The sequence below is a fragment of the Kluyvera huaxiensis genome (assembly GCF_040149365.1).
Taxonomy (GTDB): Bacteria; Pseudomonadota; Gammaproteobacteria; order Enterobacterales; family Enterobacteriaceae; genus Kluyvera; species Kluyvera intermedia_A.
Window position 1 is genome coordinate 45,280 of the sequence record NZ_JBEFLV010000008.1, and the last position, 21,274, is coordinate 66,553.

The 21,274-nt window shown below is 55.2% G+C and carries 18 protein-coding genes; 13 read left to right on the plus strand and 5 right to left on the minus strand.

Annotated elements, in window-relative coordinates:
* The first annotated feature begins 128 nt into the window (after positions 1–128).
* From ABOC97_RS10260 to ABOC97_RS10270, 3 genes are all read left to right on the plus strand, one after another.
* On the plus strand, positions 129–1,064 hold the full coding sequence (locus tag ABOC97_RS10260) for an alpha/beta hydrolase (protein ID WP_349597097.1): 936 nt from the start codon (positions 129–131) through the stop codon (positions 1,062–1,064).
* Between the two features lie 193 nt (positions 1,065–1,257).
* Positions 1,258–3,555: a formate C-acetyltransferase gene (locus ABOC97_RS10265; protein ID WP_349597100.1), complete on the plus strand. Its 2,298-nt coding sequence runs from the start codon at positions 1,258–1,260 to the stop codon at positions 3,553–3,555.
* Positions 3,521–4,396 (plus strand): [formate-C-acetyltransferase]-activating enzyme, encoded by an 876-nt coding sequence (locus tag ABOC97_RS10270; RefSeq protein WP_349597103.1) that lies wholly within the window; start codon positions 3,521–3,523, stop codon positions 4,394–4,396. Before ABOC97_RS10265 ends, ABOC97_RS10270 begins: the two co-directional genes overlap by 35 nt.
* Positions 4,397–4,556: 160 nt before the next feature.
* Here ABOC97_RS10270 and ABOC97_RS10275 read toward each other — a convergent pair whose 3' ends face one another.
* Positions 4,557–5,324: a phytanoyl-CoA dioxygenase family protein gene (locus tag ABOC97_RS10275; RefSeq protein ID WP_349597106.1), complete on the minus strand. Its 768-nt coding sequence runs from the start codon at positions 5,322–5,324 to the stop codon at positions 4,557–4,559.
* Positions 5,325–5,484: 160 nt separating this feature from the next.
* Here ABOC97_RS10275 and ABOC97_RS10280 point away from each other — a divergent pair, with 160 nt between their 5' ends.
* Complete coding sequence (locus tag ABOC97_RS10280; protein ID WP_349597109.1) at positions 5,485–6,306, plus strand: helix-turn-helix transcriptional regulator; 822 nt, start codon at positions 5,485–5,487, stop codon at positions 6,304–6,306.
* A 3-nt stretch (positions 6,307–6,309) separates the two neighbouring features.
* On the opposite strand, the gene ABOC97_RS10285 is transcribed toward ABOC97_RS10280, so the two are convergent.
* On the minus strand, positions 6,310–6,654 hold the full coding sequence (locus ABOC97_RS10285) for a nitrous oxide-stimulated promoter family protein (protein WP_349597111.1): 345 nt from the start codon (positions 6,652–6,654) through the stop codon (positions 6,310–6,312).
* A gap of 64 nt (positions 6,655–6,718) precedes the next feature.
* Positions 6,719–7,006: an Rdx family protein gene (locus ABOC97_RS10290; RefSeq protein ID WP_349597114.1), complete on the minus strand. Its 288-nt coding sequence runs from the start codon at positions 7,004–7,006 to the stop codon at positions 6,719–6,721.
* 205 nt (positions 7,007–7,211) lie between these two features.
* Between ABOC97_RS10290 and ABOC97_RS10295 the strand changes: the two genes are divergently transcribed.
* The 8 genes from ABOC97_RS10295 (at position 7,212) to tnaB (ending at position 16,565) form a co-directional block, all read left to right on the plus strand.
* Entirely contained in the window at positions 7,212–9,569 is a 2,358-nt protein-coding gene (locus ABOC97_RS10295; RefSeq protein ID WP_349597117.1) for a TonB-dependent receptor domain-containing protein, read from the plus strand.
* 61 nt (positions 9,570–9,630) lie between these two features.
* A complete protein-coding gene (locus ABOC97_RS10300; RefSeq protein ID WP_349597120.1) occupies positions 9,631–10,674 on the plus strand; it encodes a hemin-degrading factor in 1,044 nt (347 codons plus the stop codon).
* On the plus strand, positions 10,671–11,492 hold the full coding sequence (locus tag ABOC97_RS10305) for a heme/hemin ABC transporter substrate-binding protein (RefSeq protein ID WP_349597123.1): 822 nt from the start codon (positions 10,671–10,673) through the stop codon (positions 11,490–11,492). Before ABOC97_RS10300 ends, ABOC97_RS10305 begins: the two co-directional genes overlap by 4 nt.
* Positions 11,492–12,487 (plus strand): FecCD family ABC transporter permease, encoded by a 996-nt coding sequence (locus ABOC97_RS10310; protein ID WP_349597125.1) that lies wholly within the window; start codon positions 11,492–11,494, stop codon positions 12,485–12,487. Before ABOC97_RS10305 ends, ABOC97_RS10310 begins: the two co-directional genes overlap by 1 nt.
* On the plus strand, positions 12,480–13,259 hold the full coding sequence (locus tag ABOC97_RS10315) for a heme ABC transporter ATP-binding protein (protein WP_349597128.1): 780 nt from the start codon (positions 12,480–12,482) through the stop codon (positions 13,257–13,259). Before ABOC97_RS10310 ends, ABOC97_RS10315 begins: the two co-directional genes overlap by 8 nt.
* A 197-nt stretch (positions 13,260–13,456) precedes the next feature.
* Positions 13,457–13,534, plus strand: coding sequence for a tryptophanase leader peptide (tnaC, locus tag ABOC97_RS24040; protein ID WP_072277192.1), 78 nt, complete (start codon positions 13,457–13,459; stop codon positions 13,532–13,534).
* Positions 13,535–13,787: 253 nt separating this feature from the next.
* The gene (gene tnaA / locus ABOC97_RS10320; protein WP_349597131.1) at positions 13,788–15,203 is read left to right on the plus strand and encodes a tryptophanase; all 1,416 of its coding nucleotides are present in this window, start codon (positions 13,788–13,790) and stop codon (positions 15,201–15,203) included.
* A gap of 114 nt (positions 15,204–15,317) precedes the next feature.
* Positions 15,318–16,565: a low affinity tryptophan permease TnaB gene (gene tnaB, locus ABOC97_RS10325; protein ID WP_349597133.1), complete on the plus strand. Its 1,248-nt coding sequence runs from the start codon at positions 15,318–15,320 to the stop codon at positions 16,563–16,565.
* Between the two features lie 36 nt (positions 16,566–16,601).
* Here tnaB and yedF read toward each other — a convergent pair whose 3' ends face one another.
* Both yedF and yedE read right to left on the minus strand, forming a co-directional pair.
* The gene (gene yedF / locus ABOC97_RS10330; protein WP_234506802.1) at positions 16,602–16,835 is read right to left on the minus strand and encodes a sulfurtransferase-like selenium metabolism protein YedF; all 234 of its coding nucleotides are present in this window, start codon (positions 16,833–16,835) and stop codon (positions 16,602–16,604) included.
* Positions 16,832–18,043, minus strand: coding sequence for a selenium metabolism membrane protein YedE/FdhT (gene yedE / locus ABOC97_RS10335; protein ID WP_349597137.1), 1,212 nt, complete (start codon positions 18,041–18,043; stop codon positions 16,832–16,834). The genes yedF and yedE overlap by 4 nt, the downstream gene beginning before the upstream one ends.
* A 309-nt stretch (positions 18,044–18,352) precedes the next feature.
* On the opposite strand from yedE, the gene mutS reads away from it, so the two are divergent.
* Entirely contained in the window at positions 18,353–20,914 is a 2,562-nt protein-coding gene (gene mutS / locus ABOC97_RS10340) for a DNA mismatch repair protein MutS (protein WP_349597138.1), read from the plus strand.
* Positions 20,915–21,274: the final 360 nt, after the last annotated feature.

Genomic DNA, 21,274 nt, shown 5'->3' on the forward strand with positions numbered 1-21,274 from the left:
CCCCTCACCGTTATCTGCTCAGCCGCACAGCGTTTCGTTTCTCTATTTATGAAACACCGTTTTGTGAATCATTTCGCGTTCTCCCCGATTAATGAATGATAAATAAGCGTTTTCCCTGGGAGATGCTTATGATTCGCTTACCGCTGGCCGCCACCATGGCGCTACTCTTTTCCGCCCAGACGGCCTTCGCCGCCCTGCCCACATTCACTTTCTGGCCCGATGGCGAAGCGCCGGGCGCGAAAAACAGCCCGGTCAGCTTCTCGTTGGTAGAACGCAGCAAAGACCCCATGCTGCCCGACCGTGCCGTCACCGGTATTCGCGCCCCGGAAATTACCGTTTACGCCCCTGAACGCCCTAACGGCGTGGCGCTGCTGGTTACCCCCGGCGGCTCATACCAGCGAGTGGTACTCGATAAAGAGGGCAGCGATCTAGCCGCCCCCTTTAATGTCCAGGGTTACACCCTGTTTGTAATGACCTACCGCATGCCGGCCGATGGTCACGCCGAGGGCGCAAACGCCCCGCTGGCGGATGCCCAGCGCGCACTGCGCACCCTGCGTGCTCGCGCCGGGGAGTGGAAAATCAATCCGCAGAAAATTGGCGTCATGGGTTTTTCTGCGGGCGGGCACGTGGCGGCAAGTCTTGAAACGCGCTACGACGAGCCGGTGTACGCCCCGCTGGATGCCATCGACAAGCAAAGCGCCCGGCCTGATTTCGTGGTGCTCGGCTACCCGGTGATTTCCATGGATAAGGCCATCGCCCATCCTGGCTCACGCAAGGCATTGATTGGCGACGCGCCGAACGCCGAGCAGATTAAGCGCTATTCGCCGGAGCAGAACATAACCCCACAAACGCCGCCAACCTTCATTATGCACGCGGTTGATGACCCGTCGGTGCCGGTGGAAAACTCGCTGGTGATGTTCAACGCCCTGCGCGCTCACAAAATTCCCACCGAGCTGCATCTGTTTGCCGAAGGCAAGCACGGCTTCGGTATTCGTGGAGCGAAGGGATTACCCGCCGCCGAATGGCCGCAGCTGGCGATGAACTGGATTGCCTCACTGCCATAGTTAATGCCTCAAGTCATACCCGGCGAAGCGCAGCGGCGCCGGGTTTTACCCAGACAAAACTTAGATCCCACTTTTCAATTTTGATCACAATAATCCAGTAAATCGCCCCATTCTCTTCTGTCTCCCGCCGCTGCATTTGCCTACCGTAGAAGCCATAGTAAACGTCAGGTTAATCTCCCGAGGAGCCAGCACCATGAGCCATAGAATCCAGCGACTGAAAGACGCCCTGTTTGCCAATCCACGTGAAATTTCGCTTGAGCGCGCCGTGTTGTATACCGAAAGCCATCGCCAGACCGAAGGCGAGCCGGTGATTATCCGCCGCGCCAAAGCCACCGCGCATATTCTCGATAACGTCGCCATTAGCATTCGTGACGACGAACTGATTGCCGGCAACCGCACTATCAACCCGCGCGCCGGGATCATGTCGCCGGAGATGGACCCGTACTGGCTGCTAAAAGAACTCGACCAGTTCCCGACCCGTCCACAGGACCGCTTTAATATCAGCGATGACGACAAGCGCCTGTACCGCGACGAGCTGTTCCCGTACTGGGAAAAACGCTCAATGAAAGATTTCATCAACGCCCAGATGACCGATGAGGTTAAAGCCGCGGTCAGCACACAAATTTTCAGCGTGAACCAGACCGATAAAGGCCAGGGCCATATCATCATTGATTATCCGCGCCTGCTTAATAATGGGCTTGAGGCGCTGGTCCACGAGATGCAGGCGCATCTGCGTCAGCAGCCGGATAACGTGTTTTATCGCGCGGTGTTGATTCTGCTTGAAGCCTCCCAGCGCCATATCCTGCGCTATGCCGCGCTGGCTGAAGAGATGGCGGCCACGTGTGACGACCCGCAGCGCCGTCAGGAGCTGGAGACCATTGCCCGTATCTCTCATCATAACGCCGGGCAAAAGCCGCAGGATTTCTGGCAGGCCAGCCAGTTGTTCTGGTACATGAACATCATTTTGCAGTATGAATCCAACGCCAGCTCCATTTCTCTGGGTCGCTTTGATCAGTACATGCTGCCGTTCTGGCAGGCCTCGCTGAACCACGGTGAAAACCCGGCGTTTATGCAGGAGCTGCTGGAATCATTGTGGGTGAAATGCAACGACATCGTGCTGCTGCGATCCACCAGCAGCGCGCGTTATTTTGCTGGCTTCCCGACCGGCTACACCGCTCTTTTAGGTGGCCTGACCGAAAACGGGCGCAGCGCGGTTAATATTCTCTCGTTCACCTGCCTTGACGCCTATCAGCACGTCCGCTTGCCGCAGCCCAACCTTGGGGTGCGGGTCAACGAACTTATCGACCGTCCTTTCCTGCGTAAAACCGCCGAGACCGTGCGCTTAGGCACCGGTATTCCGCAGATTTTTAATGATGAAGTGGTGGTGCCGGCGTTTCTCAACCGCGGCGTGTCGCTGGAAGATGCCCGCGATTATGCGGTGGTCGGCTGCGTGGAGCTGTCGATTCCCGGCCGCACCTACGGGCTGCACGACATTGCGATGTTCAACCTGCTGAAGGTGATGGAGATCGTCATGCTGGAACATGAAGATGATGAGGAGATTAGCTACGACAGCCTGCTGGCAAGCATTCGCCATAAAATCCAGCACTACATTAAGCTGATGGTGGAAGGCAGCAACATCTGCGATATCGGCCACCGCGACTGGGCGCCGGTCCCGCTGCTCTCCTCGTTTGTTGAGGACTGTATCGCTAACGGGAAGGACATTACCGAAGGCGGCGCGCGCTACAACTTCTCCGGCGTGCAGGGCATTGGTATCGCCAACCTCAGCGACTCGCTGCACGCGCTAAAAGGCATGGTGTTTGACCAGCAGCGCATGAGCTTCGACGAACTGCTGGCGGTGCTGAAGGCCAACTTCGCAACGCCTGAAGGGGAAAAAGTTCGCGCCCGCTTAATTAACCGCTTCGAGAAGTACGGCAACGACATCGACGATGTCGATAACATCAGCGCCGATCTGCTGCGTTTTTACTGCAAAGAGGTCGAGAAATATCGCAATCCGCGCGGCGGGCAGTTTACGCCGGGTTCATATACCGTGTCGGCGCACGTGCCGCTCGGCTCGGTGGTCGGTGCGACGCCGGACGGGCGTTTTGCGGGAGAACAACTGGCGGACGGCGGGCTGTCGCCGATGGTCGGTCAGGATGGTCAGGGGCCAACGGCGGTGCTGAAATCGGTAAGCAAGCTCGACAACTATCTGCTCTCTAACGGCACGCTGTTGAACGTCAAATTCACCCCGGCAACGCTGGAAGGCGAGAGCGGCCTGAACAAACTGGCGGATTTCCTCCACGCCTTTACCAAACTGAAGCTCCAGCATATTCAGTTCAACGTGGTGAATGCCGAGACGCTGCGTGAAGCCCAGCAGCGGCCGCAGGATTTTGCCGGGCTGGTGGTTCGCGTGGCGGGCTACAGCGCCTTCTTTGTCGAGCTGTCGAAGGAGATTCAGGATGACATTATCCGCCGCACCGCGCATCAGCTGTGAGGTGATTGAAACGCGCGCCGATACGGCGCGCATTTTCAACATCCAGCGCTATTCATTAAACGACGGCCACGGTATTCGTACGGTGGTCTTTTTTAAAGGCTGCCCGCATCGCTGCCCGTGGTGCGCCAACCCGGAATCCATCTCACCTAAAATCGAGACCGTGCGGCGGGAAAGCAAGTGCCTGCACTGCGCCACCTGCCAGCAGGACGCCGAAGAGTGCCCCTCCGGGGCGTGGGAAAACATTGGCCGCGATGTGACGCTGGCTTCCCTTGAGCGGGAAGTGCTAAAAGACGAGGTCTTTTTCCGCGCCTCCGGCGGCGGCGTCACGCTCTCCGGCGGCGAGGTACTGATGCAGGCCGAGTTCGCTACCCGTTTCTTACTGCGCCTGAAGCAATGGGGGATTCGCACCGCCATCGAAACGGCAGGCGATACCTCCCCTCATCGCCTGCTGCCGCTGGCACAAGCCTGTGATGAAGTGCTGTTCGATTTGAAAATTATGGATAGCGAAACGGCACGACGCGTCCTGAACATCAACCAGCCGCGCGTGCTGGAGAACTTTCGCCTGCTGGCTAGCGAGGGGATCAACGTGATCCCAAGACTGCCGTTGATCCCCGGTTTTACCTTGGATGAAGACAATGTCGCGCAGATTCTGGCGTTTCTGGCACCGCTGCCGGTGAATGAGGTTCACCTGCTGCCGTTCCATCAATACGGCGAGCCGAAGTATTCGCTGCTGGGCAGCGAGTGGGCAATGGCGGGGGTTAAGGCCCCCGAAGCCGAGGAGATTGCGCCAATTCAGGCGATGGTTGAACGCGCGGGTTATCGAGTGGTGTTGGGGGGATAAAGTCCGTTTTGCTGGCCGGAGCCGGCGCTTAGGCCGTCATCCGGCACAGTGTGATTTCATGTCTGATGGCGCTACGCTTATCAGACCTACAACACCAACACCATTTTCCCACCGTAGCCCGTCCAGGCGAAGCGCCGCCGGGGAGCGGTTATGCGGTGTGTTAGTCCACATCCAATAGCCATTTCTGCGCTGGAGTTAACCGGCTGGCGGTTTCCGGCGTTAGCCAACGGCGCTGATCCTGCTGGGCGGTATCGGCGCGGTCAATGTACAAACCATGCAGCACGCGGCGGCGTGAACCTTCGCGATTGGTGGTTCCTCCGTGCCAGGCATGCGCGTTATAAATCATCACGCTGCCCGCCGGCGCTTCAAAAATCACCTCATCCGGATGCGGCAATCCGACATCCTCCAGCACATCTTCCGGCAGCTCCGGGCGTAAATGGGTGGCAGGAATGATTCTCGGCGCGCCGTTGGCGGCGGAGAGATCGTCAATCGCCCAGATGGTATTAACCAGGTGAACTTTAGGGAAATCCGGACGCGGCTTTTTCCAGTCGGCATGCAGCGGCTGATGACCGCCGTTGTATAACGCTTCGCGGGCGTTGAGGCTGGATATTTTAAACTCGCCCTCAAAGATATAGCGACACGCCGAGAGGATCAGCGGATGTGACCACACCTTTTCCCATACCACGCCTTTGTTCACCAGGTTGGCGACGCGGGTGGCGGTCTCCTCCTGATGGTGTTCAACCGCCAGGTTCTCCCCTTCTTTCTCTACCAGCAAGTCGATGCGTTCACGCATCGCCGCCAGCCAGTCGGCATCGGCGATGCCATGTACAATTGTGTAGCCCTGGGTATCCAGTTCATGTTTCATCGTCGCCGACAGTTCGCCGTTGGCGCCCAGTGCATCCAGCCAGAATGCTGCTTGCTTGTCCATATCGCCTCTCTTTTGTTAACCATTTCACAACATGTATGAAAAGTTACTGCACGCAGCGGCGGCATTCTGTATGAGATAGCTACACAACACTGGATTTTTGTGTACAGCAAAATAAAGTGTGATGAGATTCAAAATCCAGAATAATAACCAGGACATGAGCATGTCAGAGCAATCCCTCGTCCCCGTGCTGGAGCAGCTATTGCAACAGCAAGGAGACCTTGTCGTGCGTTTTCCACAAACCGCCCAGCCTGCGCCAGAGCTGGCAATGAGCCTGTCGTTTCCCCGTCTGGAAATTGTGCTGGAAGGTGAGTTAGCCGATGGTTGCCTTACCGCCCCACTCGGCCCGCTTCAGGCGCTATATATTCCCGGCGGCCGATGGAATGCTCCGCAGTGGCAGGGGCCAGCCACGACGCTAAGCATTTTATTCAGCAAGCAGAAGCTGGGGTTCAGCCTGCAGCGCTATGACGGCCAGAAATTTGTCGAGATCCGCAAGCAGCACGTCGCGCGCTTAGGTCCCCGCGTGGGGTCATATCTTTTGCTGGCGCTCAATGAGCTGGCGATTCGCCCGGTAATACCGACGGCACAGATTGTCCTGAGCGGACTGCTCAGCCACTGCATCGATCAGCTCACTCACCAGGCCGACACGGTGAGTAAAAGCAAAGAGCTATTTCTGGCGATTCAAGAGTATATCGACGAGCACGCCGCCGAAGCGCTCAGTCGGGAGACGGTGGCGAAGAAATTCCACATCACCCCGAACTATCTGTCGCACCTGTTTCAGAAATCCAGCACCGTGGGATTCAACGAATATCTGACCGCCGTACGCCTGGAGCTGGCGAAGAAATTACTGCGCGGGTATGAGATGAAGATTAAAGAGATTGCCCATCACTGCGGCTTTGAGGACAGCAACTACTTCTGCCGGATTTTCCGTAAGCACACGGCGCGGTCGCCGTCGGAGTACCGACGTCATTGCCGCACCATGTGAGGACTATTTTTTTGGCCGATATTTTTCCGGCAGTTCAGGGACCGGACGTCGGTCGTCAATCAGATGGCGAATGGTGAGAATCGGGTGACGCCAGAGCATTCGCGGCCCAGACCAGCGCATAATCTGCTTCATCTCTTCACGCTTCGCCGACTGGTAGCAGTGCACCGGACACTGTTTGCAGGCTGGTTTGTCTTCACCAAAGACACATTTATCCAGGCGTTTATCGGCGTAGTCGTTAAGCATTTGATAGTGCGCGGCATCGTTTTGCGCATCCGGACAGCGACGCTGATACAGCGCAATCATGCTGCGGATTGTCAGTTTTTCACGGTCGATGCGTTTGCCTGCCATAGCCTGTTCCTCACCAATAAAGATGCATTAATAATACACTTTTACTGATGTTTTCGCAGCCGCTTTATCCGGCGCTCTTATCCACATGCCCTAATGGTTTTTCCGGGAAGCAGATATCACGTACCCGACGCTTTAGCTCGGCGGCGTCGGGAAAACCGTCGTCACGCTTGCGATCCCAAATCAGCTCATCGCCAACGGTTATGGTGAAAATCCCCCCGGTGCCCGGTATCAAGGTTACCGACGCAATATCGGTACTGAAGGTGTGCAGCAGCTCCTGCGCCATCCAGCTGGCGCGCAGCATCCAGTTACATTGGGAACAGTAGGTGAGCGTAATTGCGGCTTTCTGCGTCATATCGTTCTCGCAAAGGATGAAAAGCATTAGTGTAAACAAATTGTTTCATATGCCGAGATTAATTTGCAAACTTTGTTGCAAATGATAATACCTATCATTACTATTCGCATAATCAAAAACGGAAGCCGTCGAATCGCTTAAGGAAAAGCGGATTTCTGGAAGTAACGAGTGAGCCAATACTAATAACGATGAAGGCATGGCAACTATGTACAAATCCATTCAATCAGAGGCGTGGTGCAAGAAAAGCCTACTGGTAACCTCTTTGCTCGCAGCGATTTATCAAACTTCCGCGGGCGCGGCTGACACACAAGACAAAACTGCCGCCGTTGACAGCGCAGAACAGATGACCGTCACAGCACCGGCACCGGTACTGAAACCGGGCAGCCAGCACGCCGTCAGCGCGCAGGAACTACAGGACAAGGGAGCCAACGATTTTGGTTCTATCATGCGTTATGAACCGCTGATCGGTGCTACCGGCGCCAGCGGCGGATCCGGAAATGGCAAAAGCGGCTTTGACCGCGGTGGCTACACTGGCTATAACATCCGCGGTCTGGAAAGTAACCGCGTCGGCATCGACGTTGACGGCATTGCCCAACCGAACGCCACTGGACGTAGCTACGTCAGCCGCGCCGGGCTGAACTCCTTCGGCATTGGCCGCGACTACATCGACCCGTACATGTACGGCAGCATCGATATTCAGTCCGGGGCGACCGATACCGAAACCGCCAACACCTCTATCGGCGGTAATGTCTCCTTCCAGCCTAAATCGGCTGATGACTATCTGCATCCGGGTAAAACCACCGCCTTTAGCTATCGCAGCGGCTATGACTCTGCCGATCGCAGCTGGCATAACGGCCTGACGGCTGCGGGTGGCGATGAAACGCTGCGCGGTATTTTTGTCTACAGCCGTCGTGACGGCCAGGAAACGACCACCAACAGCGCCAACATTGATGCTTACCCAGCCAACTGGCACTCCGATGCGTTTATGACTTCCGGCATTTGGCAGCCAAACGATCAACACAAACTGACCAGTACCCTCGACTACTACCATAAAACCAACCATACGCACTACGATGTCTGGGACAACGCCGGCGACAGCACCATCGGTAACGCACAGCAGACCAGCCAGACGCGCCGTTGGGGACTAAGCCTGAAGGACGACTGGACGCCGATGAACGACTTCATCGACAGCATGTCGACCAAGGTTTACTACCAGCATACCGAAGCGCACGACCGTACCTACATGCCGGACAGTACCAGCGGCAAGATGGAAACGGTATATTCCAATTACGATACCGACACCTGGGGCATGCAAACCGCGCTGGCCAAAAGCGTGGGCCGCCACGATCTGAGCGCCGGTTTTAATGCTAGTACCACCAAGACCCAGCGTCCGTTTAGCCAGTCGCCGATCCCAAGCGTTTACAGCGAAATCATGCAGCCTGAAGCGGATAGCCGCGACTACACGATAGCCGGCTTCCTGCAAGATCAGATCAACTTCGATCTCGACGGACACAACTTTGCGGTGATCCCTGGCGTTCGCGTTGTCCATCAGTCAACTAAGCCGGAGAATCTCTCTAGCCTGACAACCAACAGCACCGTGCTGACCGAATCCTCAGTCTCGACACTGTACGGTAAAAACTCAGACACCCAGGCGCTGCCGTCACTGACTTTCCAGTACGACATCACGCCGCGCATGATGACCTACCTGCAATACAAACGCGGCGCTGAGTTCCCGAACACCAGCCAGCTGTACGGTTCATGGAACCTCGGTTCAAGCTATGCGGGACGCGGCCAGTACGCTCTTATCGGCAATACCGATCTGAAAACCGAGACCAGCGATAACTTCGAGTGGGGTATGAAGGGCGAGGTAACGGAAGGGATCACCATGCGTACCGCGCTGTTCTACAACAGCTATAAAAACTTTATCGCCTACACCCGCTACACCCGGTCGAACAACCCAAGCCAGTTCACCAACGTGCCGTCCAACATCTACACCATTTATCAGGCAGAAAACCGCGATAAAGCCTATATCTACGGCGGTGAAGTCAGCGCGAAGTTCAACTTCGGCACCTGGTTTGAACAGGTGGACGGCCTGAGCGCCACGCTTGCCTACGGTTACAGTGAAGGACAGTCGAAATCCAGCTACTACGGCGATAAATACGTTGACCTTGATAGCGTAGCGCCAATGAAAGCCATTGTTGGCGTGGCATGGGATGACCCAGCTAAACGCTACGGTACTGCGCTGACCGCGACCTTCGTTAAAGGCAAACGCGCCACCGCCACGAACCGTGAAAGCTATACCAACACCGGTAGCGCGCTGACGGATTCCACCAGCGAATACATGCGCGTACCGGGCTACGGTATGCTCGACTGGACAGCTTACTGGCGTGTGACCAAAAACGTCCGCCTCAACGGCGGCGTGTATAACCTGACTGACCGTAAGTACTGGGACTACCTGAGCAGCCGCAACATTGAAACGTCCACCAATCAGGACGCCAATGATAAATCGCTGGCGGTGATGCCGGGCCGTACCTGGCAGTTGGGTGTCAACGTCGACTTCTGATAACAACGTCAACAAAACCTGCCCCCGGCCATTGGCCGGGGAAATAATAAGGAAGAGAGCTATGCAAAATGCACCAACCGAACTGTGGCAGCGCTATCAGACCGTCAAGACGAGCGGAACCGCCAAATACGCCCGCGATATCGCGGCGGCAATGGGGATTAGCGAAGCCGAGCTAACCTCCGCACGCGTTGACCACGATGCCCAACGTCTGCAGGGCGAAATCCGCGACATTTTAGGCGCGCTGAAAAGCGTGGGCGAAACCAAGTGCATCTGCCGCAATGAATATGCGGTGCATGAACAGGTTGGTGCCTTTACTAACCAGCAACTGAGCGGCCATGCCGGGCTAGTGCTAAACCCGCGCGCGCTTGATTTGCGTCTGTTCCTGCATCAGTGGGCCAGCGTTTTCTACATCAAAGAAGCCACCGCTCACGGTGAACGTCAGAGCATTCAGTTCTTCGACCACCATGGCGATGCGCTGCTGAAAGTCTATGCCACCGACAATACCGATATGGCCGCATGGGCCGAGGTTATTCAGCGTTTCATTAGCGAAGAAAACGCACCGCTGGTGCTGAAAGCCAAAGAAACGCCTGACGCTGTCGCTAATGCAGATGCGCAGACCGTCGATCAAGAGTGGCGCGCCATGACCGACGTGCACCAGTTCTTCATGCTGATGAAACGCCATAACCTCACTCGCCAACAGGCCTTCAAACTGGTGGGCGACGACCTCGCCTGCAAAGTGCCGAACGACGCGCTGGCTCAGGTACTGAACGCCGCGCATCAGGAAGGCAACGAGATTATGGTCTTCGTCGGCAACACCGGCTGCGTGCAGATCTTCACCGGTAACATTGAAAAAGTGGTGCCAATGAAAGGCTGGCTGAATATCTTCAACCCGAATTTCACTCTGCATTTGATGGAAGAACACATTGCGGAAACCTGGGTAACGCGTAAGCCAACCGTTGACGGCCATGTCACCAGCCTGGAACTGTTTGCCAAAGACGGCACCCAAATTGCTCAGCTGTTTGGTCAACGTACCGAAGGCCAGCCGGAGCAGACCAAGTGGCGGGCGCAGGTTGACGCCCTGACAGCAGAAGGACAGCCAGCATGAGACGCCTGCTTGCCCTGATTGCCGCGCTTCCTCTGATGGCCTTTGCCACCGCGCAGGAGAGAATTATCACCCTCGGCGGCGACGTCACCGAGATTGTCTACGCACTTGGGGCAAAGTCGGCGCTTGTCGCACGCGACAGCACCAGCCAGTGGCCGTCTGAAGCGGCCGCTCTGCCGGATGTCGGTTATTTGCGCCAACTCAATACGGAAGGCATCCTTTCCCTGCGCCCCACGCTGGTGCTCGCCAGCAGCCAGGCGCAGCCGTCGCTGGTCCTGCAAAAGGTCGAGGACAGTAAGGTTAAAGTGGTGAACGTGCCGGGTGGCTACGATGCCGCCGCGATAGAGGGCAAAATCAGCGTGATTGCCAATGCGCTTGGCAAACAGCCGCAGGGGGAAACGCTTCGCCAGTTGCTGCAAGCAGAATTTGCGAAAATCCCAACCCAGCCGCTGAACAAGCGGGTGCTGTTTATCCTCAGCCACGGCGGCTCCGGTGCGCTGGTTGCCGGTCAGCAAACGGCGGCGGACGGCGCTATCAAACTGGCCGGGTTGCAAAACGCCATGCAGGGTTTTGACCACTATCGCACCATGTCGCAGGAGGGGGTGATTGCCAGCCAGCCGGACCTGGTGGTTATCTCTACCGATGGTCTACAAGGCATGGGCGGCGAAGCCTCCCTGTGGAAACTGCCGGGTCTGGCGCAGACGCCTGCCGGTCGTCATAAACAGGTTCTGGTGGTGGACGATATGGCGCTGCTTGGCTTTGGCCCGCGCACGCCGCAGGCGCTGCTGCAGTTACGGCAAAAAGCGGAGCAGCTACCCTGATGTTTGGTCCCGTCTCCCGCCAACTGTGGCTGATGACTATTTTGTTGCTCGGCCTGACGCTGTTTGCCACCACGCTCGGTGCTATGCGCCTGCCGCTCGCCAATCTGTGGAGCACCGGTGATGAAGTGTTGCGCCATATCTGGCTCACCATTCGCCTGCCGCGCGTCCTGCTGGCGCTGCTGGTGGGCAGCGCGCTGGCGCTCTCTGGCTGCGTGATGCAGGGGCTGTTCCGTAACCCGCTTGCTGACCCCGGACTTTTGGGGATCAGCAGCGGCGCGGCGCTGGCGGTTGCTCTCTGGCTAGTGTTGCCGATATCCGTCCCGGCGATTGTGGCGCTGTATGCCCCGATGCTGGCGGCATTTATCGGCAGCCTGGCGGTAATGGCGGTCATTTTTGTGCTTAGCAAGTCGGGAGACAGTTCGCTCTCTCGACTGCTGTTGGTTGGAATCGCCATAAACGCCCTGTGCAGCGCGCTGGTGGGCATGCTGTCGTGGATAAGCAACGACGCGCAGCTACGTCAGCTGTCGCTTTGGGGCATGGGCAGCCTCGGGCAGGCCGAGTGGTCAACGTTGCTGGTTGCCGCCACGCTGATTATTCCCGCGTCTCTGGTGGTGTGGTGGCTTGCCACTCGTCTCAACCTGCTGCAACTGGGGGATGAAGAAGCCCATTACCTTGGTGTGAACGTGCGTCTGATGCAGCGGATTTTACTGCTGTGCAGCGCCGTACTGGTCGCAGCGGCGGTCGCCATCAGCGGCGTGATTGGTTTTATTGGGCTGGTGGTGCCGCACCTGATGCGCATGTGGCTGGGGCCGGATCACCATGGGTTGGTGCCTGGTTCACTGCTGGCAGGGGCGATTTTATTGCTGATTGCCGACACCCTCGCCCGCACCGTTGCCGCTCCGGCGGAAATGCCGGTGGGTCTCTTGACCAGCGTGCTCGGCGCGCCGTGGTTCCTGTGGCTTATTTTCCGCCAGCAGAGGTCTGTTCATGGATAATCATTACAGCGCGCACTCGCTAGCGTTGCGCCTGGGTAAACGCCGGGTCATCGACGATGTCTCGGTAGAACTACGTCGTGGCGAAGTCACCGCGCTGATTGGCCCCAACGGTGCGGGTAAATCAACGTTGCTGCGCCTGCTGACCGGCTTTTTATCTCCCGACAGCGGCGAACGACGCATTGAAGGACGGCTGCTTGATGAGTGGTCGGCCAACGCCCTTTCTCGCCGCCGCGCGGTGATGCTGCAACGTACGCAGCTTAACGCCAGCTGGCCTGTGGAAACAGTTATCGCCATGGGGCGTGCCCCGTGGGGAAATGAGGTGGATAGCGCGTTAATCCAACGGGTGATGGCCGAAACCGGCTGTAGCCACCTGGCGGGACGTCTTTACCCTGCTCTTTCCGGCGGTGAACAGCAGCGGGTGCAGCTAGCGCGCAGCCTGGCACAGCTGTGGCACGACGATGGCCCGCAGGGCTGGCTGTTTCTGGATGAACCGACCTCGGCGTTGGATCTGTTCTATCAACAGCACCTGCTGCGACTACTGAAAAAACTCAGCCGCCGTAATGAGCTGCACGTTTGCATCGTTCTACACGACCTTAACCTCGCCGCGCTGTGGGCTGATACCATCTTACTGCTGCATCAAGGAAAACTGGTTGCCCAGGGCACACCGCAGGATGTTATTCAGCAATCCGTCATTCATCGCTGGTACGGCGCGGATATCAGCATGGGCCAACATCCGGAAGCGACTGTCCCACAGGTCTATCTCGCCCCTTAATCGTCCGGGCGTCTGGCTGCGCCCGATAATTAGTACCGTCAGTCATTATTTCTTTTTTTATTAAGTGCAGTCTATACAGCATTTTATAAGTGCGTAGAAATAAGCAATCGTGACCAATTTCACAATTGAATACATAGCTAATAGACAAATAAAATAATTACCATAATGTATGGTCTGTCTAATGGAGAACGTACATTATGAACAGCCTAAATAAAACGTATAAGATTTCAAAATGGTTTAATATTGACAATGTCATTGTCAATCACCGTCCTTAACTCCTCGAACGCCTCCGCCTTAATATCACGCCAGGCAGATTAACCGTCTGTTTGTGATACCCCATACGAATTTTATGATTCTGAGCTCGCTACAGAGATTTTCTTGCGCGTGTATTTTACATGCCTGAGCAAATTATTTCTGTGGTACGCCAGGAGTCAGGAATTAGCATTCGTATTACGCGAAATTAATGGTTTTCATTATCGATGAATACCTGCGGGACGACTGCGTCTAAAAAAGATTAAGGATTAAGCCATGAACAATTTTAAACATCTGCCAGAACCTTTCCGTATTCGCGTTATTGAACCGGTAAAGCGCACCACTCGCGAACACCGCGATAACGCGATTATTGAAGCCGGGATGAACCCCTTCCTGCTCGACAGTGAAGATGTTTTTATTGACCTGCTGACCGACTCCGGTACCGGCGCGGTAACGCAAAATATGCAGGCAGCGATGCTGCGCGGTGACGAGGCCTATAGCGGCAGCCGCAGCTATTATGCGCTATGTAATGCAGTAAAAGATATTTTTGGCTACCAATATACTATTCCGACTCACCAGGGGCGCGGGGCCGAACAGATTTATATTCCGGTATTAATTAAAAAACGCGAGCAAGAAAAAGGCCTCGATCGTAGCAAAATGGTAGCTTTCTCCAACTATTTCTTTGATACCACTCAGGGCCATAGCCAAATCAATGGCTGTACCGTGCGTAACGTTTATATTAAAGAGGCCTTCGATACTTCGGCACGCAATGATTTTAAAGGCGATTTTGATCTCCAGGGTTTGGAAAATGGTATCGAAGAAGTCGGACCAAATAATGTCCCTTATATTGTCGCGACAATTACCTGTAACTCGGCGGGTGGCCAACCGGTTTCATTGGCTAACCTGAAGGCGATGTATAACATTGCGAAGAAATACGATATTCCGGTGGTAATGGACTCCGCACGCTTTGCCGAAAACGCTTATTTCATTCAGCAAAGAGAGCCGGGATATCAGGACTGGACGATTGAACAAATCACCCGTGAAACCTACAAATACGCCGATATGCTGGCCATGTCAGCGAAGAAAGATGCGATGGTGCCGATGGGTGGTCTGCTGTGTATGAAGGATGACGGCTTCTTTGACGTCTATACCGAGTGCCGCACCATTTGCGTAGTTCAGGAAGGTTTCCCAACCTACGGTGGTTTGGAAGGTGGGGCAATGGAGCGCCTGGCCGTAGGCTTATACGATGGGATGGGCCAGGACTGGTTATCCTACCGTATTACGCAGATTCAATATCTGGTTGATGGCCTGGAAGCCATTGGCGTGACCTGTCAACAGGCGGGCGGACATGCGGCGTTTGTCGATGCGGGCAAACTGTTGCCACACATTCCAGCCGAGCAGTTCCCGGCCCAGGCGCTGGCCTGCGAGCTGTATAAGGTTGCCGGGATCCGCGCCGTAGAAATTGGTTCATTCCTGCTCGGCCGCGACCCGAAAACCGGTAAACAGCTTCCGTGCCCGGCTGAATTACTGCGTTTAACCATTCCGCGCGCCACCTACACCCAAACGCATATGGACTTTATTATCGAAGCGTTCGAGCATGTGAAAGAGAATGCCGCCAACATTAAAGGCCTGACCTTCACCTATGAGCCGAAAGTATTGCGTCATTTCACCGCAAAATTAAAAGAAATTTAACCTTCAATAACTCCAATGGCTATATCTCTGATATAGCCATTTTGGATTCTGGCACCTGGCATTATTTCATTCCTGACACAACATCAACTTAACCGTTATTATTAAGGGAAGGCCATGGACGAAGATTCGAATACAAAACATTCCTCCTTCTGGGGAATTATGGTCATTGCCGGCACCGTCATTGGTGGCGGGATGTTTGCTTTACCGGTTGACCTTGCCGGAGCCTGGTTTTTTTGGGGCGCATTTATTCTAATAATATCCTGGTTCTCAATGCTTCACTCCGGACTACTCTTATTAGAAGCCAACCTCAACTATCCGGTCGGTTCCAGTTTTAATACCATCACTAAAGATCTCATCGGCAATAAATGGAACGTTGTCAGCGGTATCACAGTTGCCTTCGTGCTGTATATCCTCACTTATGCCTACATCTCAGCCAATGGCGCCATTATCAGTGAAACTATCGCCATCAATGCGGGAACACACGTTAACCCACGCATTGTCGGCATAGGCAGCGCCATCTTTGTCGCTAGCGTGCTGTGGGTCAGCTCACTGGCTGCAAGCCGCATTACTTCCTTATTTCTTGGCATTAAAATCATCGCTTTTATCGTTGTCTTTGGTTCCTTCTTCTTCCAGGTCGATTATTCAATTCTCCGCGATATCGCCGCACCGGAAAGCAACAGCCGCTATTTCCCTTATATTCTGATGGCCGTTCCGGTATGTCTGGCTTCATTCGGTTTTCATGGCAATATTCCCAGCCTGATTATTTGTTACGGCAAAAGAAAAGATAAACTGATTAAAAGCATTATATTCGGTTCAACGCTGGCACTGGTTATTTACCTGTTCTGGCTTTATTGCACCATGGGGAATATTCATCGCAGTAACTTTAAAGAGATTATCGCCTCTGGCGGCAACGTGGATTCGCTGGTGAAATCCTTCCTCGGAACCAATCAGCACGGCGTGATTGAGTTCTTCCTGCTGATTTTTTCTAACCTGGCGGTGGCCAGTTCATTTTTTGGCGTCACGCTCGGGCTGTTCGATTATCTCGCCGATCTGTTCAAAATGGGCAATACGCCGTGGGGCAGATTTAAGACGCTGTTATTGACCTTCTTACCGCCAGCAGCGTTGTATCTCATTTTCCCGAACGGCTTTATCTACGCCATCGGCGGCGCCGGGTTGTGCGCCACCATCTGGGCGGTCATTGTTCCCGCTTTCCTGGCGCTGAAATCACGCGAGCGATTCCCGGATAAAACCTTCACCGTCTGGGGCGGCAAAGCCATTCCTGCGGTGGTCATTGGGTTTGGAGTGATGGTGATTCTTTGCTGGTTTGGCAGCACGTTGAACCTGCTGCCGCGATTTGGTTAACAAGATGCGCTCTCGCCGGGAGGCGAGAGCGGCTGATTACTTCTGAATCAGATAGCGAATGGTTGGCCCATCCTGCTGAATATCCAGCACCGTGTAGCCATGGTTTTTGGCATCCAGCGGGATGTTGTTAATCGACTGCGGGCAGTCGCTCACCACTTCCAGTATTTCGCCTTTTTTTAGCTGCGGCATCGCCTCAAGGGTAGCCACTGCGGGATACGGGCAAGGCTCTCCGACCATATCCAGACGGTAATCAGGAACTATCGTGCTCATACGCTCTCCTTCGCGGTAACGTTAGCGGTGGCTGCCCGGCGGAAGAAGCGTTTTTCCCAACCGATAATCAGCAGCAGCGCAATCAATAACAGACCGTAGGTGACCAACAGGCCACCCAGTGGGCCAAAGGTGGTTAGCAGGTTTACTTTATCCCAGCTTGTCGCCAAAGAGGGGGCGATGTCGTCCCAGTAGTAGGCCAGAATAGTTGAGCCAATCACGTTGCCAAGCCCGACCCACCAGTAGTGCACCTGCCCTTCTACAGCACGATACATCCAGCCGGTTTCACAACCGCCCGCCAATACGATACCGAAGCCAAACAGCAATCCACCGATGACCGCATTCGGACCGGCCCACATAATTTTCGGCGCCACGCCAAGCTGGACATAGCTGAAGATACCGATGGCGCTGACCGCCATACCAAAGATAATCGCTTTCGCCATTTGCGTGCGTCCGGTGATCCACAGGTCGCGAAACGCCGAGGTAAAGCAGATTTGCGCGCGTTCGATAAGCAGACCGAAGCCGACGCCGAACAGCATCGCCAGACCCAGTTTTGGGCTACCGACCGCCGTTAATAGCGCCCAGCCAATCATGCCAACGAAAATCAGCATTCCCAAACGGAAGCGGCGACGCGCCTGATCGGGGCGTTGGGTCAACGGAGAAGCCGCGGACACTTTGACCATTTTTACCGGAATACGGAACATTGGCAGCAGCGTAAAACGCGCGCCAAACCACGAGCCAATCGCCGTCGCCAGCGCAAAGAACCAGGCGTGAAGCGAAAACTGAGGAATGCCGGTAAAGAACGCGGCGAGGTTACAGCCCATCGCCAAACGCGCGCCAAAACCGGCAATCATCCCGCCGATAATCGCCTGAAAAATGCGGATACGGCTTTTAGGCAAACGCAGCTTCACGTTGTTTGCCCACAGCGCCGCGGCAAAGCAGCCGCCGAACATACCGATAATCATCATGCCGTCGATACGCGTCAGCGGTGAACCCTCAAGGCCAATCAGTTTGTAATAGCCCCAGGTTTCAGCGTGCACACCGGTCAGTTGCAGCAGTTGCCCGCCCCAGCGGGTGAACTCGCCGGTCACTGCCCAGAAAGTACCGGTGATGCCAAAGTAATAGGTCGCGAGAATACCGGCGGCGATCACAGCCGGCACCGGGGACCAGAATTTGATCAAGAAGGTGTGTTTGAATTGTTGCCAGGTCATAGAGATGTACCTCTGAACTCAGAAGGATGGTAGTGCGGAAAGTCGGGGATTATAGCGGTAATATCATGCGTATTAATGACAACCTCAGTAAAAGATCGGTTAGATCAATTTATCGCGGGCACGGACCGACTGCAGACAGACCGCTTTTCATCGCGATACCGCCTCTGCTGTTTTCCTGACATTCAGACTCCGTTATCATGCAGCCTACGTACTCATGAAAAACGATTTGGATCGAATACGATCCCGCGACATCAAATGAGTCATCAAGAGAACCTTCAAGATTTCTAAGAAAATGGACATCGTAAACGGATGAGTACAATCGACAATCTCGACGCCCACACGCCGATGATGCAGCAGTACCTGAAGCTGAAAGCGCAGCATCCTGAAATTCTGCTGTTTTACCGGATGGGTGACTTTTACGAGCTGTTTTATGACGATGCCAAACGCGCATCGCAGCTGCTGGACATCTCCCTGACCAAACGCGGTGCCTCAGCCGGTGAACCTATCCCGATGGCAGGCATCCCGTATCACGCGGTAGAAAACTACCTTGCCAAGCTGGTAAACCAGGGCGAGTCCGTCGCCATTTGCGAACAAATCGGCGACCCGGCGACCAGCAAAGGGCCGGTGGAACGTAAAGTCGTGCGTATCGTGACACCAGGCACCATCAGCGATGAAGCGTTGCTGCAGGAGCGTCAGGACAATCTGCTGGCGGCTATCTGGCAGGACAGTAAAGGTTTCGGCTACGCAACGCTGGATATCAGCTCCGGACGTTTTCGCCTGAGCGAACCGGCGGACCGCGAAACCATGGCTGCCGAACTGCAGCGCACTAACCCTGCCGAGCTGCTGTATGCCGAAGATTTTGCCGAAACTTCGCTGATTGAAGGGCGTCGCGGCCTGCGCCGTCGTCCGCTGTGGGAGTTTGAAATCGACACCGCGCGTCAGCAGCTGAATATGCAGTTTGGCACCCGCGATCTGATTGGTTTTGGCGTTGAAGGCGCACCGCGCGGTCTGTGCGCCGCTGGCTGCCTGTTGCAGTACGTGAAAGATACCCAGCGCACTTCCCTGCCACACATTCGCTCCATCACCATGGATCGTCAGCAGGACAGCATCATTATGGATGCTGCCACCCGCCGCAATCTGGAGATCACCCAGAACCTGGCCGGTGGACTGGAAAACACTCTCGCGTCAGTGCTCGATTGCACCGTCACGCCGATGGGCAGCCGTATGCTCAAGCGCTGGCTGCACATGCCGGTGCGCGATACCAAAGTACTGACCGAGCGCCAGCAAACCATTGGTGCCTTGCAGGATGCCACGGCGGATTTGCAGCCAATACTGCGTCAGGTTGGCGATCTGGAACGTATTCTGGCGCGTTTAGCGCTGCGCACCGCCCGTCCACGCGATCTGGCGCGTATGCGTCATGCCTTCCAGCAGCTGCCGGAACTGCGCGCGCAGCTGGAGAACGTCGACAGCACGCCAGTGCAGGTGCTGCGTGAGAAAATGGGCGAGTTTGCAGAGCTGCGTGAACTGCTGGAGCGCGCAATCATCGATGCACCGCCAGTGCTGGTGCGTGACGGCGGCGTTATCGCCCCCGGCTATCATGAAGAGCTGGATGAATGGCGGGCGCTGGCCGACGGCGCAACCGACTATCTCGATCGTCTGGAGATCCGCGAACGCGAGCGTACCGGGCTTGATACCTTAAAAGTGGGCTTTAACGCGGTACACGGCTACTACATCCAAATCAGCCGTGGCCAGAGCCACATGGCACCAATCAACTACGTACGCCGCCAGACGTTGAAAAACGCCGAGCGCTACATTATTCCGGAACTTAAAGAGTACGAAGACAAAGTTCTGACCTCGAAAGGCAAAGCCCTGGCGCTGGAAAAACAGCTGTACGATGAGCTGTTTGACCTGCTGCTGCCGCATCTGGCCGAGCTGCAACAAAGTGCCAGCGCGCTGGCTGAACTGGATGTGCTGATTAACCTGGCAGAACGGGCCTATGCGTTGAACTACAGCTGCCCGACATTCAGCGACAAACCCGGTATTCGTATTGTCGAAGGCCGTCATCCGGTGGTCGAACAGGTACTGAACGAGCCGTTTATTGCCAACCCGCTAACGCTATCGCCGCAGCGCCGTATGCTGATCATTACGGGTCCTAACATGGGCGGTAAAAGTACCTATATGCGCCAGACCGCGCTGATTGCGCTACTGGCCTATATCGGTAGCTATGTGCCAGCCCAGAGCGTAGAGATCGGCCCTATCGACCGGATCTTTACCCGCGTTGGCGCAGCGGATGACCTGGCGTCCGGGCGCTCAACTTTTATGGTGGAGATGACCGAAACCGCCAATATTCTGCACAACGCCACCGAACACAGCCTGGTATTGATGGATGAGATTGGGCGCGGCACATCAACCTACGATGGCCTGTCGCTGGCATGGTCCTGCGCGGAAAATCTGGCGAATAAGATTAAAGCGCTGACCCTGTTCGCAACCCACTACTTCGAGCTGACCCAATTGCCGGAGAAAATGGAAGGCGTGGCCAACGTGCATCTCGATGCGCTGGAGCACGGCGAGACCATCGCCTTTATGCACAGCGTGCAGGATGGCGCGGCCAGCAAGAGCTACGGCCTGGCCGTGGCCGCGCTGGCAGGTGTGCCGAAAGAGGTGATTAAGCGTGCGCGTCAGAAACTGCGCGAGCTGGAGAGCCTGTCACCTAATGCCGCGGCGACACAGGTCGACGGGACGCAGATGTCACTACTGTCCGTTCAGGAAGAGGTTTCACCCGCTGTTGAAGCGCTGGAGAATCTGGATCCGGACTCATTAACGCCGCGTCAGGCGCTGGAGTGGATTTATCGTTTGAAAGGCATGGTGTAATAACATCCTGCTCATAGCCGGGTTACTGCCAGTAACCCGGCAAAACGGCACTTGCTCACCCCAATCACCGACTTGATGGCAGAATAACGGCAAGCAAAGATAAAACCGGCGCCATTTTCTATACCAAATAACAACAGATACCCCAACCCGCAATAATCATTGAAAATCAGTGAGTCAGCACGTTATTAAGTTTACCATTATCATAATGAGTTAGAATTTATCAAATTGACACCCTTCTTGAAATATCCACTAACACATTCTGAAGTCAGCAAAAAATATTTTATATAAAGCTCACAATTCTTCACTGCCAAATATCCCATTCCTATTAATGGCGTAATTATTGCCTGTTCATCATATTGA